This is a genomic window from Citrobacter sp. Cm046 (assembly GCF_030333065.1).
GTDB lineage: Bacteria > Pseudomonadota > Gammaproteobacteria > Enterobacterales > Enterobacteriaceae > Citrobacter > Citrobacter murliniae.
Map to the genome: position 1 here is coordinate 13,957 of NZ_JAOWGP010000036.1, position 15,481 is coordinate 29,437.

A 15,481-nucleotide genomic window follows, 5' to 3' on the forward strand; every position below is an offset into this window, starting at 1 on the left:
ATCAGTCCATCAATACTTTAATGCGAATTGAAAGATATAATTTCTCTTCCATTGCTAGTCTATAGTTAAATTCGGATTTTAAATATTTTTCAATTTCAATAATGGAACATTGTAAAATTAAATCTTTTTCCAGGAAATATTCATAAATATCACCAATATCTTTATTTTTTATCTTTTCGTTGCATAGCACTCTACAAGAAAAATATTTCAAATGGGTCATGAAACGTGAGTAATTGAATGCATTCCGATCTACTCTTTTCTCGTAAACTTTTTCGATAATGTCTGTGATTCGTTGCGAGAATTCTATAATTCTGAAGGACTCATAGTCGGAGGTGTTTTCATAATTATTTAAAATATGCAGGGCAATGAAGCCAATCTCATCATCCGGAAGTTGGATCTTAAAATACTCATTAATAATAGATAAAGCGTCGCGACTGATAGCATACTCCGATTTGTATAATGCTTTTATTTCGTCAAGAAATATATTGCTTATTTGGATGCCTGATGCGCACCGTGAGATTGCATTGGAAATATGATCTGCAAGAATCAGCAAAAGTGATGGGTTTAATTTTTTGTCAAGATTCATTTCCGCATAGCGAACTATATTTTCAGAGACAAAAACATAATCAATATCTACTCGCTCTATGAGTTTGTATAGTTTACCTTTCTCTTCATTTCTGACATAAAAGAATCGGTTAGCCGGATGAGGCGGAACCGGCATACCATTCTTTTTATTGTAACCGACGCCAGGACCAGAAATGATGACTTCCTGACCACTCATCGATGCCAGCACACAATTGTTATTCATGACTTTTTCGATGATCATTTCATGGCTCCAAAAAAAAAGGCAAGACAAGTAAGAAGTAATAATTACTTCAAACGTTGTCTTGCCTGATTTAACAGTTACAAGATTATTCACTAATGTGTATACCCTACACAGAACTATCTTAAATAAATGAGATGTACGTCCTGTTTTAGGATTAACATACCAAATCTGAAGTGCAAACCTCACATACAGCAATCAAATGGTTTGTTTAGTGAATGTATACCTTATATGTATATTGTTTTTCTATGTGTGATGTTGCCCGCCGTTCTTCGACAGCGTGTAAACGTCATTCGCTCAGTGTTTGCGCGATATCTTTTTGAACCTGTTGGCGTTGTTCCGGAGTCAGCACTTTGCTCAGGTCAAAGTAGTACTTCACCCGATAATAACGCGCCTGTTGTTCGATGTTGCTGAACGCGGAAAGTTGTTTCCTGACTGCGGCATCATCCCATTTTCCGGACTTGATGACGTCAATCAGCGCACCGTCTTTAACATCCTTCACTGAAATCTGGCTGACATTGGTTTCAAGCTGCTGGTGCAGCTTTTTAATCTGTACGACCTGGTCGTTGGTCAGTTTAAGATGTTGTACTACTGGATCCTGGGCTGGAACCGGAACGTTGGATACGTTTGCTGCGAGCGTGCTAAAAGAGGCACCAGCCAGGGTAGCAGCCAGCAAAGTCATGCGTACGAATTTTTTCATTTTGATATCCTGAAAAAGAATTTACGTGTGATTGTCATTTTCAGAATACGTTGCTTGAGGCATGTCGCCACGCGAATTTGTTTTGCGGTTGGTTACGGAGTGAAACAATCCCGCTACGGAAAATTTGCGCCGTAGCAGGAGAAGGCGATATCTACAGCGTGAATGCGTCGGCATCCAGCCAGGCTGGAAACTTCTCACGATACTCCCGCAGCATAGCGAGCGATAATTCTGCGTCAATCCGCGTTGCCTGATGTGGCTCGGCGGTCGCAATGATTTCACCCTGCGGATTAATAACCCGACTGTCGCCGCGATAATGATGACCATTACCGTCAGTGCCTACGCGGTTACATCCTGCTACATAAGCCTGATTTTCAATCGCTCGAGCGGTAAGCAGCGCCTGCCAGTGCACTGAGCGTGGCGCTGGCCAGTTTGCGACATATAACGCCAGGTCGTAATCATTGCGATTACGTGACCATACCGGAAAACGCAGGTCATAACAGATCAATGGCAGAATACGCCAGCCACGCCATTCAAAGATAACGCGCTCTTCGCCTGCCTGATAATACTGATGTTCATCCGCCATGCGAAACAGATGGCGTTTATCATAGAGATGAACTCGACCCTCAGGTTCAACCAGTAAAAAGCGATTTACCGGACCACGTTCTGACTGTAACGCAACGCTGCCTGCTATCAGGGCATTTGCCTGCTGCGCTTTGGTATGCATCCAGTTGACAACCTCTTCCTGCGAAAGCGATTTGGTTGCTGCATCCATTGCAAATCCACTGGTAAACATCTCAGGTAACACAATGACGTCACGTCCGTTGACGGTTTCCAGTTGTCTGTCGAAATGGCGCAGATTAGCGGGGCCATCCATCCAGATCAGTGGTTGTTGCAGCAGAGTTATTTTCAAACCAGGCACGATCGAGGCTCCTCGTTGAACATTATTTTGACACTGTAGCATGAGCTTTAACAAAAATGTGGCAATAAAAAGCCCCGCCATAAGCGGGGCTAGCAGTCGAGCATTTGCGTTATGCTGCTTCGACTTTACGCACTTTCTCTGGCAGCTTTACCGGCTGAGTCGCCAGCGCTTCAGGTTCAAAATCATCAACGTTGATACTGCGCAGACGGCTCTCTTCGGCTTTCACCAGAATCGCAGCTTCGTCTTTATCAATCAAACCTTTTGCCAGAGCATTGCGTGCCAGTTCATCCAGACGAGTAAATGGCAGGTTTTTACCTAACTCTTTACAGATACGCTGGTGGATAGGATCGGCGGCAATCACGTCCAGCAAAGCTTCTTCCAGTAAACCAACCGGGTTGTGCTCGCTTGGCGTCAGGTACTGACCGCGACCAAGACGAGAACGCGTGGCGCTTGGAATCTGCAAAATCTTCGCAACTTTATGGTCCAGCTTGTCAGACGGTGCATGATAGTGGCGCCCGGTAGGGAAAATAACCACATTCAGCAACCCGGCAACCAGGCGGTTCGGGAAGTTTTTCAGCAGGTCATCCATCGCCTGTTCAGCCTTATACAATGCATCCTGTACGCCCCAGTGAACCAGCGGCAGGTCTGCTTCGTTACGGCCTTCATCGTCATAACGCTTCAGCACGGCAGAGGCCAGGTACAGCTGACTTAATACATCGCCCAGTCGGGCTGAGATACGTTCGCGACGTTTCAGACTACCGCCCAGTACGGCCATGGATACGTCTGAGAGTAAGGCCAGGTTCGCGCTCAGACGGTTCAGGTGCTGATAGTAACGTTTAGTGGCATCGCCAGTCGGCGTGCTGCTGGTTAACCCGCGAGTCAGGCCAAGCCAGAAACTGCGCACTTTATTACTGCCAACATGACCAATGTGTTTGAACAGCAGTTTGTCGAACGCATTGACGTCGTTGCTTTGTGCGGCAGCCATCTCTTCCAGGACATAAGGATGGCAGCGAATCGCGCCCTGGCCGAAGATCATCATGCTACGGGTCAGAATGTTCGCGCCTTCAACGGTGATGGCGATAGGTGCGCCCTGATAAGCACGCGCCAGGAAGTTGCTTTCCCCAAGCATAATGCCTTTACCGCCAGTAATATCCATCGCATCGATGATTGACTGCTGTCCGCGGTGGGTACAGTGATATTTCACGATAGCTGACAGCACCGCCGGTTTTTCGCCGAGCATAATGCCGTAGGTAATCAGCGACGCAGCAGCGTCCATCACATAGGCGTTACCCGCAATACGTGCCAGTGGCTCTTCAATACCTTCCATCTTGCCGATAGAGATTTTGAACTGGCGACGAATATGGGCGTAAGCACCCGTTGCCATCGCAACAGATTTGACGCCACCTGTAGAGTTAGACGGCAGAGTAATACCACGACCGACAGACAGGCATTCCACCAGCATACGCCAGCCCTGACCGGCCATTTTCGGTCCACCGATAATGTAATCAATCGGTACAAAAACATCTTTACCCAGCGTCGGACCGTTCTGGAACGGGACGTTCAACGGGAAGTGGCGACGACCAATTTCCACCCCAGGCGTAGACGTTGGGATCAGTGCGCAGGTAATACCCAGGTCCTCTTCACCACCCAGCAGTTTTTCTGGGTCAGAGAGTTTAAACGCCAGACCCAGCACGGTAGCGATAGGGGCCAGAGTGATATAGCGTTTGTTCCAGGTCAGGCGCATACCTAATACCTGCTGACCTTGCCATTCACCCATGCAAACTACACCGGTATCAGGAATTGCACCTGCATCGGAACCGGCTTCCGGGCTGGTCAGTGCAAAGCAAGGAATTTCCTGCCCACGCGCCAGGCGTGGCAAATAATGGTTTTTCTGTTCTTCAGTGCCGTAATGTTGCAGCAGTTCACCAGGGCCTAAGGAGTTAGGCACGCCGACAGTGATCGCCAGGATCCCGGAAACACCGGAAAGTTTCTGCAGAACGCGGGCCTGAGCATATGCGGAGAATTCCAGTCCGCCGTACTCTTTCTTAATGATCATCGCGAAGAAACGGTGTTCTTTCAGGTAAGCCCATAATTCCGGCGGCAGATCGGCTAATTCATGGGTGATCTGGAAGTCGTTTGCCATACGGCATGCTTCTTCTACCGGACCATCAATAAAAGCCTGTTCTTCTGCCGTCAGGTGTGGCTGAGGGTAGCTGTGCAATTTTTTCCAGTCAGGTTTACCCTGGAACAGATCTCCTTCCCACCAGGTGGTACCGGCATCAATTGCTTCTTTCTCAGTACGTGACATCGGCGGCATGACTTTACGAAAACCGCGGAATACCGGTGCGGAGATCATCGATTTGCGCATCGGCGTAAAGTTAAACGGTACGAGAATAATGGCCAGAGGAACCAGCAGCCAGACCGACCACAGGCCAGCGACGCCAAGCGCCGCTGTCCAGGCGAGCAAAATTAAGCTGCTGAGGAATAAGCTCACGCAGTGATAAAACAGTACGCTGAGCAGAACAACCGTAGCGATAATACTCAAAATCATCATAACGAAAAGCTCCCTTGCTTGTAGGAGGTCTGACCACTTGTGATGATATGGTTGTAGTGTATGTGAATTCTTTTAGCAATAATTTTACAAAATAATTACAACAGGGTTCACATTGTTGCTGTTTTGACCGGCACAAAAAATCAAAAGCCATGGGCATTCCTGTGGCTTGTACTTCTCGCTCGTAGCGCTATCCGGTACACTGCATCTTGTCATTTACATTCATGCTGAAGGATATCCTCATGTACCAGGATCTTATTCGTAACGAACTGAGCGAAGCGGCGGAAACGCTGGCTAATTTTCTTAAAGATGACGCCAATATTCACGCCATTCAGCGCGCGGCGGTCCTGTTGGCAGACAGTTTTAAAGCGGGTGGCAAGGTACTTTCCTGCGGTAACGGCGGCTCCCATTGTGATGCAATGCACTTTGCCGAAGAGCTAACCGGGCGCTATCGCGAAAACCGTCCCGGCTACCCGGCTATCGCTATCTCTGACGTCAGCCATATCTCCTGCGTCGGCAACGATTTCGGTTACGATTATATTTTCTCTCGCTATGTCGAAGCGGTGGGGCGTGAGAGTGATGTCCTGTTAGGTATTTCGACCTCAGGTAACTCTGGAAACGTGATTAAAGCGATTACCGCTGCTCGCGAGAAGGGCATGAAAGTCATTACCCTGACCGGGAAAGATGGCGGGAAAATGGCGGGTAGCGCAGATATTGAAATTCGTGTTCCGCACTTTGGTTATGCTGATCGAATTCAGGAAATTCACATTAAAGTGATTCATATCCTGATTCAGCTTATCGAAAAAGAGATGGTTAAATAACTATACCCGTCATACTTCAAGCTGCAGGTGCGTTGGCTGCACTCAGAAACCCCAGTCACATAGTTATCTATGCTCCTGGGGATTTCCTCCCTTGCCGCCTACCTGCAACTCGAATTATTTAGGGTATAGGAAGCGGTTTTATTTGCTACTTTGAATCCAAACTGGCTGCAACAATTACGCCTTCCCGCTTTAAGGCGTTTGTGGAGGTGATGTATGTGCGAACTGCTCGGGATGAGCGCCAATGTGCCAACCGATATCTGCTTTAGCTTCACCGGGCTGGTTCAGCGCGGCGGAGGTACCGGGCCGCACAAAGATGGCTGGGGTATTACGTTTTATGAAGGTAAGGGCTGCCGTACGTTTAAAGATCCGCAACCCAGTTTTAATTCGCCTATCGCCAAACTGGTACAAGACTATCCCATCAAATCCTGTTCCGTCGTTGCCCATATTCGCCAGGCAAATCGTGGTGAAGTCGCGCTGGAAAATACGCACCCTTTCACACGTGAACTGTGGGGCCGCAACTGGACCTATGCCCATAACGGGCAGCTTAGTGGTTATAAGTCACTGGCAACGGGGAATTTTCGCCCGGTCGGTGAAACCGACAGCGAGAAAGCCTTTTGCTGGCTCTTACATAAACTGGTCGAACGTTATCCTCGTACGCCTGGTAACATGGCGGCAGTGTTTAAATATATTGCGGTGCTGGCAGGGGAACTACGTAAGAAAGGCGTCTTCAACATGCTGCTGTCTGACGGGCGCTATGTGATGGCCTTCTGCTCGACCAATTTGTACTGGATTACCCGACGTGCGCCATTCGGTGTTGCTACGCTGCTTGATCAGGATGTCGAAATTGATTTTAGCTCGCAGACCACACCTAATGATGTGGTCACCGTGATCGCCACTCAGCCGCTGACGGGTAATGAAACCTGGCAAAAGATCATGCCAGGCGAGTGGGCGCTATTTTGTCTCGGGGAGCGTGTAGTTTGACGCCAATTGTGGCTGAACCACTTCGTGACTCAACGGCTTGCTGACAACGTAACGGCCATCGACGACTGACACTGTCGGTGGCTTACGTGTTTGTTCAAAGTAATCGTATCCCGGTTTTAGCTGCGTCCAGAAGTCTTTGTAATACGAAAACTTATGGCGCTGCATATTCGCGTCGGTCATACGGAACGGGTAAATGCTAACCTGAACACTGGACTGGCCGAACACCAGAGCACCGGTCACAAACTGGAAAATCTCATCAATGCCGTTGTCGGTCATTGCGTAACAGCCGACGGAAACGCAGGCACCATGGATCATCAGGTATTTACCTTCGTAACCATGAGCACGATCGTAGGCGTTGGGAAAGCCAATATTAATCGCTTTATAGAAGCGACTATCCGGCTTGAGCTGACCGCGCTGTACGCTGTAAAACCCTTCCGGACTTTTAAAATCACCCTGACGCTGTTTTGGTCCCAAGCCACCGGAATAGTTACAGATCTTGTAACTGTCGAGCAATTGATACTGTTCACCCATCTTAACGTACAGATCAAGCGTTCGTTCTTCTTTGAAGATCTGAATATAGACAGGAGATCCCATCAATTGCTGCTTATATTCTTTGCTGATTGGCGTGGTCGGGCTACTGCTGCTCAGCAAACCGGCAAATGAGACGCACGGCATCAAAAGCATCGCAAGAAAAAATGCGATTTTACGCATACTGCTTGTTCCTTGATAAAACGGTTACACACGCCAGGACGGCAAAAAGAGTCCCCAAATCAGAAAAATCTGGATTTGGAGCGCTCACATTAGCACCAAGAAAGTTTTTCGCAAGTCTCTCGTGAGGCGTTTACACCTTATACTGAAAATTGGGATTAGAAGCAGTCAGACACTGGCCTATTTTGTCGGGGCGCGGAATACGTGGAGCAAGCAGAATACATCAACGCTAATATATTGAATTAATAATATTAATTATTTAATAATCAAATATTAAAACGGTTCGATCGGCAATAGCAGTAGACTGCGACGAACGTGTTTGACCAGGTATTCTTTTTTTCATGTTTTTTGCATCCTCTCCCCGACGCTTTTTGCCGGGCCTGCTGTCTTTGTGTGTCGTGTTTTCCGTATCCTCAGCAGCCAAAGTTCAACCTTCCTTATCCGACGCGCACTTAAGCTATGCGGCGCAATTGCGTATGCGTAACCGCACCCGACTGCTGAAGCAGTATCATACACAGCTAAAAAAGCAGGCGGGTTACATTGTGGAAGGAAACGCAGAAAGCAAAAGAGCACTACGCCAGCAAAACCGTGTTCTGATTAAACAGCACCCGGAGTGGTTTCCTGGTCCGCTTAAAGCCAGCGACCATCGCTGGCAGGAACTGGCAGAGAACGACCATTTTCTCAGTAGTGATCACTTGCACAATATCACTGAGGTGGCGATTCATCGTCTTGAGCAGCAACTGGGCAAGCCTTACCAATGGGGGGGGACCAGCCCGGATGAGGGGTTTGATTGCAGTGGGTTGATTTTTTATGCCTACAATAAAATTCTGGCGGCGAAGCTACCCCGCACCGCAAATGAAATGTATCACTATCGCCGGGCGACCATTGTCTCTCATCGCGATATCCGTCGTGGCGATTTGCTGTTTTTTCATATTCACAGCCAGGATATTGCCGATCATATGGGCGTTTATTTGGGGCAGGGGCAATTCATTGAATCACCGCGTACGGGAGAAACCATTCGGGTCAGCAATTTAGCCGATCCTTTCTGGCAGGATCATTATCTCGGCGCCCGCCGTATTCTGACGGAAAACACTATCCTGTAATAAAAAAGGCGGTATTTTCATTACCGCCTGGGGAATCGTTAACTCAACGCTCCCATGATTTTTAATTCCAGTTCATCCGGGACTTCGTTGTAAGACAGCACCTGTAAGCCTGGCGCAAATAGCCGTGCGTAGCGGGCGAGCAGAGGGCGTAATTGTGGGGCGACTAACAGCACGGGTTCTTTACCCGCCGCTTTCATTTGCTCTTTAATCTGCGGCATATTGGTCTGGAACTGATTGAGCATATTCGGATCGACCGGTACGCTGTCGAGCATCACTTTTCCGCTTTGTTGCGCCTGATTGACCACATTAGAGAGCAAATTCTCCAGTTCATTATTGAGCGTATAGACAGCCAGCTCATCTTTACGGATAAACGGGTGTGTGATGCTGCGACGCAGCGCCAGACGTACATCAGCCGTCAGCAGAATGTGATCCTTCGTCACGGCACTGCTGGCGACCAGTACGGTGGCAATGGTGACGATATCGCGTAAGGATACCCCTTCGATTAGCAGCGTACGATATACCTTCAACAGCTGGCTGTAATTCAACGCCGTATTAAGATCTTCTGCCAGGCGTGGTGCCATCGATGACAGGCGGTTATGTAACTGAGTAATATCGTCATAGTTAAACAGGTCAGGGATATGCCCGCGAATAACCTTATTCACATGGGTGGCAATAACGCTGGCGCTATCGATCACCTGATACCCCATATTTAAAGCCTTTGCTTTTTGCGCAGCCGCAATCCAGGTAACGGGCATTCCGTATGCCGGATCGTGTCCTAAAATGCCGTCGATCTCGCCATAGGTTTCGCTGGAGGGCAGCGCCATCAACTTATCCGATGGAATATCCGCCTCATCAGCTTTAATGCCATTGATGAAAATAGCGTATTGCGTTGGTTTTAGCCTGAAGTTTTCACGGATGCGAATTTCTGGCAGCAAAACGCCATTACTGTCTGAAATAACCTGCCGCACACCGCGAATTCGTTGGGTAAGAGGATTCCCTTTTGATTTATCCACCAGCGACACCAGCTTATACCCCAGACTCAGGCTAATGGGTTCAATTAAAGGAATCGTCTCCCAACTGACCTGTTGCTCGGTGGTTTCGGCAATGGTCTTGGTCAGCGTTTCGAGATTTTTCTCTTCGGTCTCAGCAACCTTCGGGCGTTTGCTCATGCGCCAGGCGGTGAACCCCAGCAGGGCGCTGAAAACCAGAAACGGAAAGTGGGGCATGCCCGGAACAATCGCCAGCACAAACATAATGCTGGTGGCGGTATAAAGGACGGATGGGCTTGCCAGCAACTGGCTGCGCACGTCAGTAGCAATATCACCACTGTCGCTCACGCGCGTCACGATAATCGCCGCAGCCGTTGACAGCAGCAGAGATGGGATTTGTGCGACCAGACCGTCACCGATGGTCATCAGTACGTATTGCTGGAATGCCGCTTCGGCACTTAAGTCATATTTAAATATCCCAATACAGACGCCGCCTATCAGGTTGATGGCCAGAATCATCATCCCGGCGATGGCGTCTCCACGGACAAACTTAGACGCGCCATCCATTGCGCCATAGAAATCGGCTTCTCCCGCCACGTCCTTACGTCGAATTTGCGCTTGTGCCTGGTTAATTAATCCTGCGTTCAGATCGGCATCAATCGCCATCTGCTTACCGGGCATGGCATCCAGCGTAAAGCGAGCCGAAACTTCGGAGATACGTTCCGCACCTTTGGTGACCACAATAAAGTTGATGATCATCAGGATGATGAACACCACAAAACCGACCACAAAGTTACCGCCAATCACCACCTGTCCAAAGGACTCAATGACTTTACCGGCGGCACCTGCTCCCATATGACCATGGAGCAAAACCACACGTGTTGACGCCACGTTCAGCGTCAGTCGCATCAGCGTGGTGATCAGCAGGACGGTTGGAAACAGGCTGAATTCGAGCGGACGTTTCGCAGAAACAGCCACCAACAACACCATCACCGCCAGCACGATGTTAAAGGTGAACAGAATATCCAGCAGGGCGGGAGGTAATGGCAGGATCACCATCGCCAGGATGGACAGGATAACCAGCGGCACGCCGATATTACCGTTGCGCAATAGCGCGAGGAATTGCTTAGTTGTTTTCGGCATCCAGTTTAAGAACCTCTTTAGGAATGGAAATATGTCTGTTCAGTGATGGGCGTGCCTGTGAACCGTCACGCCAGTGTTTCATTTGCAGTACGTAGGTCAGGACGTGTGCAATCGCCCGATACAGTTGAAAAGGGATTTGTTGATTGATCTGGGTGGTGTAATAAACAGAGCGCGCCAGTTTTGGAAATTCAACAATTTCGATCTTGTTTTCTGCTGCCACCTGACGGATATACAATGCAATTTCATCGGTCCCTTTCGCGACAACGAAAGGGGCGGCGGCACGAGCCTGGTCATACTGGAGGGCCACGGCGTAATGTGTTGGGTTAGTGATCACCACATCGGCTTTTGGAACCACTTTACGAATTTGACCCATCGCCATTTGACGCTGTAGACGGCGGATCCTGGCCTTAACTTCTGGCTTACCTTCCTGATTTTTGTACTCTTCTTTAATTTCCTGCTTGGTCATCTTCAGTCCTTTGAGGAACATTTTTTTGCTCAGAGGAACATCAAGCAGGGCAAAGAAAATAAACAGGATGACAAAGTTGCGCATCACGCTGCTATAAAGCGATAACCCTTCGGTAATGGCCTGCTTAAAGAACAACTCCTGTAACCCAAGGAACGCTGCGAAATTGTTGCGCAGGCTAATCCACAACATCACGAGCAGGACTAATGCTTTCAGCGTCATTTTTCCAGTATCAATAAGGTGGTCCGTTGAAAACAGGCGACCGATCCCTTTCAGCGGGCTTAGTTTGCTGAAGTCTGGCAAAATTTTCTTCGGTAGAAATAGCCATCCGCCGGGCACCAGTGAGGCAAACAGGGCGGCGACGGGCATGGGGAGTAGCGTCAGGATGAATTTCCCTAAAATCAGTAGATGATGCTCAAGAAATTGCCCGATAATGTCTGGATTATTAATATCTTGTGCATACTGATGCACGCTGGTGAAGCTTTCGCGCACGAAATCTTCATACCATGGGAAACTACTGGAAATCACCATAAAGGCGGCAAAAAGACTGGCAGCAAGGCCCATGTCTTTTGAACGCGGAATTTGACCCTCTTGTCTGGCTTTGCGAAGTTTTTGCGACGAGGGTTTTTCTGTTTTTTCTTCGCTGCCGTTATCCGCCATAGTGCCCCTTCAGCGCGTCGAGCTGTTGCAGAACAAAATTCGCCAGATGCAGATAGTGATCGGGCAGGTTGTAAAGCAAAGTGGCAAAACACACCAGGCCGGCCAGCATGTTGATGGGGAAGCCTAACGAGTACAGGTTTAATGGCGGGGCGATGCGGTTAAGCAAACCAAAGCAGCCTTGTACGACCAGCATAATAAACGTGGTCGGGAGTGCGAGCAGCGTAGCTGCAGCTAACACCCAGCCCAGCGCCAGAGAAATTGTGCGTAACGACTGCGGATGCAGCGCATTGCCAATTGGCCACCAGGTAAAACTCTTGAACAGAATACTCACCAGCAATAGATGCCCGTCCATGGCAAAAAACAAAATCACGGCGTAAATGTTGATCATTTCTGCCAACACCGTGGTTGACGCGCCGCTGCTGGGATCGTTCATCACGGCCATACTCATCCCCATATTGAATGAGAGGATCTGACCGGCCAGCTGGAGTGCCAGAAATAAAAACTGCAGCATCAGGCCGAAAAGCATTCCCCACAGGATCTGCTCCACGGTTAAAATAATGCTGTTTATCGACAGCAGACTGTCGGGAACGGGATGAGGGACCAACGGCGTGATGATGAAGGCCAGCATCAGCGAAAGAATAATGCGTACGCGGATCGTCAGTGCTGCGTTATCCAGTACCGGCACATAGCGAATAAACGCCATAATGCGCACGAATGGAAACCACATGCCCAGTATCAGGCTGCTTAACTGTGTGATGTCTGTTTCGCGCATTTCAATGCACCAAAATGGCGGCCTGAGTGAACAGATGAACGCAGAGATCGCTTAACTGGACGATCATCCATTTCCCGCAAATACCCAGTACGGCCAGGGTGACAATCAGTCTGGGTAAGAAACTGAGCGTTTGTTCATTAATCTGTGTTACCGCCTGGAAAATGCTGACCAGGATACCCACCAACAGGCTCGGAACGACCAATACGCAGACTAAAATAATCACGACCTTTATACCGCTGGCGACAATATCTGCTGCTACATCAATGGTTAACATATCTGATCCCCGTTAGCCCAGACCCAGACCGCGAATGCTGGAGGTGAGTGTGCCAACGGTGAGCGCCCACCCGTCAATAAGCACGAAAAGCATGAGCTTAAAGGGCAGGGAAACGATCAACGGAGAAAGCATCATCATCCCCATCGCCATTAATACGCTGGCTACGATCAGGTCGATCACAAGGAACGGGATGTAAATCATGAAACCGATCTGGAAGGCCGTTTTGAGTTCGCTGAGGACGTAGGCTGGCACCACAATAGAAAGATCCTGATCGGCGGCGTTACCTTGCGCATTGGCGATGGTCATGATCTGTGTTATCGCTTTTTTGTTGGTCTGCGCCAGCATAAAGCGCTTCAGCGGCGCAGCGGCAGTGCTTAGTGCGTCAGGGAGCGTTAGCTGATCGTTTTCAAAAGGAACAACGGCGTGATCGTAGATGTTTATCCAGATTGGGCGCATAACCAGCATGGTTAATGCCAACGCTATACCAATAAGTATGCGGTTTGGCGGTGTTTGCTGCAGACCCAATGCCTGGCGTAATAGCGATAACACGATAATAAAGCGTGTAAAACAGGTCATCATGAGTACCAATGTAGGCAGAATACCCACAAGGGTCATCAGAAGCAGAACCTGTATTTTTACGCTGTATTCCTGGCTATTACCGTGAGAAATCACGTTCAGCAATGTGATTTCTCCCCCTTGCGCGCAGGCAAAGGGAGAAAGGATGAGTAATGAGATACCCAGCGTGAGTGTGAGTTTTGACGCGAGTTTCATGGTGCCAGGTCATTGATTTCATGAGTGTTGAATTCAAGGACGCGCAGGCCATACTTTTCGTTGACCACCACCACTTCAGCTTTACCTAACAGGATATTATTTACTTTTATATCCAGAGGTTCGCCGGCGAGTTTATCCATTTCAATCACGGTATCGTCGTCAATATTCAGCAGATCGGACAGCATGATTTCGACGGAAGAGACTTCCAGTGTTAATGTCACCGGAATGCGTTTAAGTAACGTCATCGACTCTGAAAAACGATCTTCTAAACGCGCGACCAGTGTTTCGGTAACTGACGCAGTGGGCGGCGTTGTGGTTTCAGGTGCTAACTCGAAACCTTGCTCTAAAATATCTTCTTGCTTACTCATAGGATTTCTCAGTCTTACTCGTTAACTCGGATAAAAACAGTTTGTCTTTATCTTCTACGATCAGGGCATTAAATAATTCGGATTTCCCGATATAAACAGGGAAGCTATCAGGCATCGCAATAGGTAAAATGTCCCCAGGCTTAATCGTTGTCAGGTCGGCGACATTTAAGGGGATCTCTGCAATCTTTACATTCATGGTCAGCGGTAGCGTATTAATGATTTCTTTGACTAGCGATTTTTTACGCGTTTCAGAATCAATCTTATCGACCTGCTTCTTTTTCTCGCCGTGTTCACTACGACGAATTAAATTCAGAATGTAATCCGTGTGTGAATCGTCCAGTAAGATTCTGAAACTGCAATTCTCATCGTCGCCTAGTATAAAGGTGAGCTGATAGGCCCAATGTGTTTTTACTGTACTGCTGTCGGCTTTGAGTGTGAGTGGAATACCAGAGATGTTTTTATTAAAAATAATATTGCTGATATCCAACGCCAGCCTGCTTTTCAGACGGGTTTCGGTTTTTGTCGGTAGATCATCTTGCGGCGTTTCGTCAGTCAGTGATGATGTCAAACCGTAAAAGTTGCCTAACAGCATTAACAATAACGAACGATCTATATCAAAAGCCAGGTGACCGACCTGAGAAACTAACAACTCAGCACTTTTATTTATAACATCCATTTCACAATGTATTTTTCTGAGTGTTATATTTGTGCGATGCTTTTTCAGGAAATAGTTTCCGAGATGTGATTCAATTGTATCAAAATTACCCGTAAACATAGTCGGCAGACGATGATATGGACGCCCAAGCCGGTTCCCTTCAAGTTTAAAGATCCCGGGTGTTTGACTATATTTCAGCATGGTACACGTTCTCAGCTGTAATTTTGTGGGCGGATGAATTGATATCAAATCCCGCAGTTATTGAAGAAAATACAAATCCATTTAATTTTTTGTTCATCCCTGACGCTATTCTCTTGTTGGAGTTCATTAACGTATGAAATGTTCTAACGTATGAAATGCTCTGCCCACGATCGTCTTTGATGCGGGATTATCATTAGATAGTCTGTCTTCTTCTTCTGCAAGTTATTAATATCCTGATCCTATAATTAAAAAATAATTAATTACGTATTCGTGATGTTCGCCTCTTTCAGACTTAAGCCTTTTAGTACGTTGTGATTGTTTGTTTTTTGATCTGTTGGTTTTGTAACTTGCTGTTTTTGAATGAATAATGTTTTTATTATCTTTTAATTCATAATTGTTTTCGCCACCAGTGGTAGTATTTTTTTAGGAAAAACCTTATTTGAGCATAGTCTTGGGTAAGACCACGCTTTGAGAGCGCGGTAAAACATGAGCAAGGATGAGATTAAAACACGGCACGGGCGATATCTATATTATTCGATGATTGTGTTTTGGAATGATTTATATATTTCTCGTAATGGA

General features: G+C 47.7%; 15 protein-coding genes. 3 read left to right on the forward strand and 12 right to left on the reverse strand.

Features of this window, described 5'->3' with window-relative positions:
- Position 1 precedes the first annotated feature (1 nt).
- The 4 genes from OGX98_RS06730 to fadE form a co-directional block, all read right to left on the reverse strand.
- Positions 2 to 826, reverse strand: a complete 825-nt coding sequence (locus tag OGX98_RS06730; protein WP_045449449.1) for a PRD domain-containing protein — start codon at positions 824 to 826, stop codon at positions 2 to 4.
- A gap of 286 nt (positions 827 to 1,112) precedes the next feature.
- Entirely contained in the window at positions 1,113 to 1,523 is a 411-nt protein-coding gene (locus tag OGX98_RS06735) for a Spy/CpxP family protein refolding chaperone (protein ID WP_286595019.1), read from the reverse strand.
- Positions 1,524 to 1,674: 151 nt separating this feature from the next.
- Positions 1,675 to 2,442, reverse strand: a complete 768-nt coding sequence (locus tag OGX98_RS06740; RefSeq protein ID WP_048222014.1) for an amidohydrolase — start codon at positions 2,440 to 2,442, stop codon at positions 1,675 to 1,677.
- A gap of 109 nt (positions 2,443 to 2,551) precedes the next feature.
- Positions 2,552 to 4,996 (reverse strand): acyl-CoA dehydrogenase FadE, encoded by a 2,445-nt coding sequence (fadE, locus tag OGX98_RS06745; protein WP_286595020.1) that lies wholly within the window; start codon positions 4,994 to 4,996, stop codon positions 2,552 to 2,554.
- A 239-nt stretch (positions 4,997 to 5,235) separates the two neighbouring features.
- Between fadE and lpcA the strand changes: the two genes are divergently transcribed.
- On the forward strand, positions 5,236 to 5,814 hold the full coding sequence (lpcA, locus tag OGX98_RS06750; protein WP_286595021.1) for a D-sedoheptulose 7-phosphate isomerase: 579 nt from the start codon (positions 5,236 to 5,238) through the stop codon (positions 5,812 to 5,814).
- A gap of 213 nt (positions 5,815 to 6,027) precedes the next feature.
- Complete coding sequence (locus tag OGX98_RS06755) at positions 6,028 to 6,795, forward strand: class II glutamine amidotransferase (RefSeq protein ID WP_045440090.1); 768 nt, start codon at positions 6,028 to 6,030, stop codon at positions 6,793 to 6,795.
- Here the strand turns inward: OGX98_RS06755 and dpaA are convergent.
- On the reverse strand, positions 6,766 to 7,506 hold the full coding sequence (gene dpaA, locus OGX98_RS06760; protein WP_045440098.1) for a peptidoglycan meso-diaminopimelic acid protein amidase: 741 nt from the start codon (positions 7,504 to 7,506) through the stop codon (positions 6,766 to 6,768). The two genes, OGX98_RS06755 and dpaA, sit on opposite strands and share 30 nt — an antisense overlap.
- Before the next feature lie 338 nt (positions 7,507 to 7,844).
- Between dpaA and OGX98_RS06765 the strand changes: the two genes are divergently transcribed.
- Complete coding sequence (locus OGX98_RS06765) at positions 7,845 to 8,606, forward strand: C40 family peptidase (protein ID WP_045440100.1); 762 nt, start codon at positions 7,845 to 7,847, stop codon at positions 8,604 to 8,606.
- Positions 8,607 to 8,644: 38 nt separating this feature from the next.
- On the opposite strand, the gene OGX98_RS06770 is transcribed toward OGX98_RS06765, so the two are convergent.
- From OGX98_RS06770 to OGX98_RS06800, 7 genes are read right to left on the reverse strand one after another with little or no spacing between them, the layout of a single operon-like run.
- Complete coding sequence (locus OGX98_RS06770) at positions 8,645 to 10,738, reverse strand: flagellar biosynthesis protein FlhA (RefSeq protein WP_045440103.1); 2,094 nt, start codon at positions 10,736 to 10,738, stop codon at positions 8,645 to 8,647.
- Entirely contained in the window at positions 10,722 to 11,861 is a 1,140-nt protein-coding gene (gene flhB / locus OGX98_RS06775) for a flagellar biosynthesis protein FlhB (RefSeq protein WP_045440105.1), read from the reverse strand. The genes OGX98_RS06770 and flhB overlap by 17 nt, the downstream gene beginning before the upstream one ends.
- On the reverse strand, positions 11,851 to 12,633 hold the full coding sequence (gene fliR / locus OGX98_RS06780; RefSeq protein ID WP_045440107.1) for a flagellar biosynthetic protein FliR: 783 nt from the start codon (positions 12,631 to 12,633) through the stop codon (positions 11,851 to 11,853). Before fliR ends, flhB begins: the two co-directional genes overlap by 11 nt.
- Before the next feature lies 1 nt (position 12,634).
- Entirely contained in the window at positions 12,635 to 12,907 is a 273-nt protein-coding gene (locus tag OGX98_RS06785) for a flagellar biosynthetic protein FliQ (protein ID WP_045440110.1), read from the reverse strand.
- 12 nt (positions 12,908 to 12,919) lie between these two features.
- Positions 12,920 to 13,678: a flagellar type III secretion system pore protein FliP gene (fliP, locus tag OGX98_RS06790; protein ID WP_045440112.1), complete on the reverse strand. Its 759-nt coding sequence runs from the start codon at positions 13,676 to 13,678 to the stop codon at positions 12,920 to 12,922.
- Positions 13,675 to 14,046, reverse strand: a complete 372-nt coding sequence (locus OGX98_RS06795) for a FliM/FliN family flagellar motor switch protein (protein WP_045440114.1) — start codon at positions 14,044 to 14,046, stop codon at positions 13,675 to 13,677. Before OGX98_RS06795 ends, fliP begins: the two co-directional genes overlap by 4 nt.
- The gene (locus tag OGX98_RS06800; protein WP_286595022.1) at positions 14,039 to 14,902 is read right to left on the reverse strand and encodes a FliM/FliN family flagellar motor switch protein; all 864 of its coding nucleotides are present in this window, start codon (positions 14,900 to 14,902) and stop codon (positions 14,039 to 14,041) included. Before OGX98_RS06800 ends, OGX98_RS06795 begins: the two co-directional genes overlap by 8 nt.
- Positions 14,903 to 15,481: the final 579 nt, after the last annotated feature.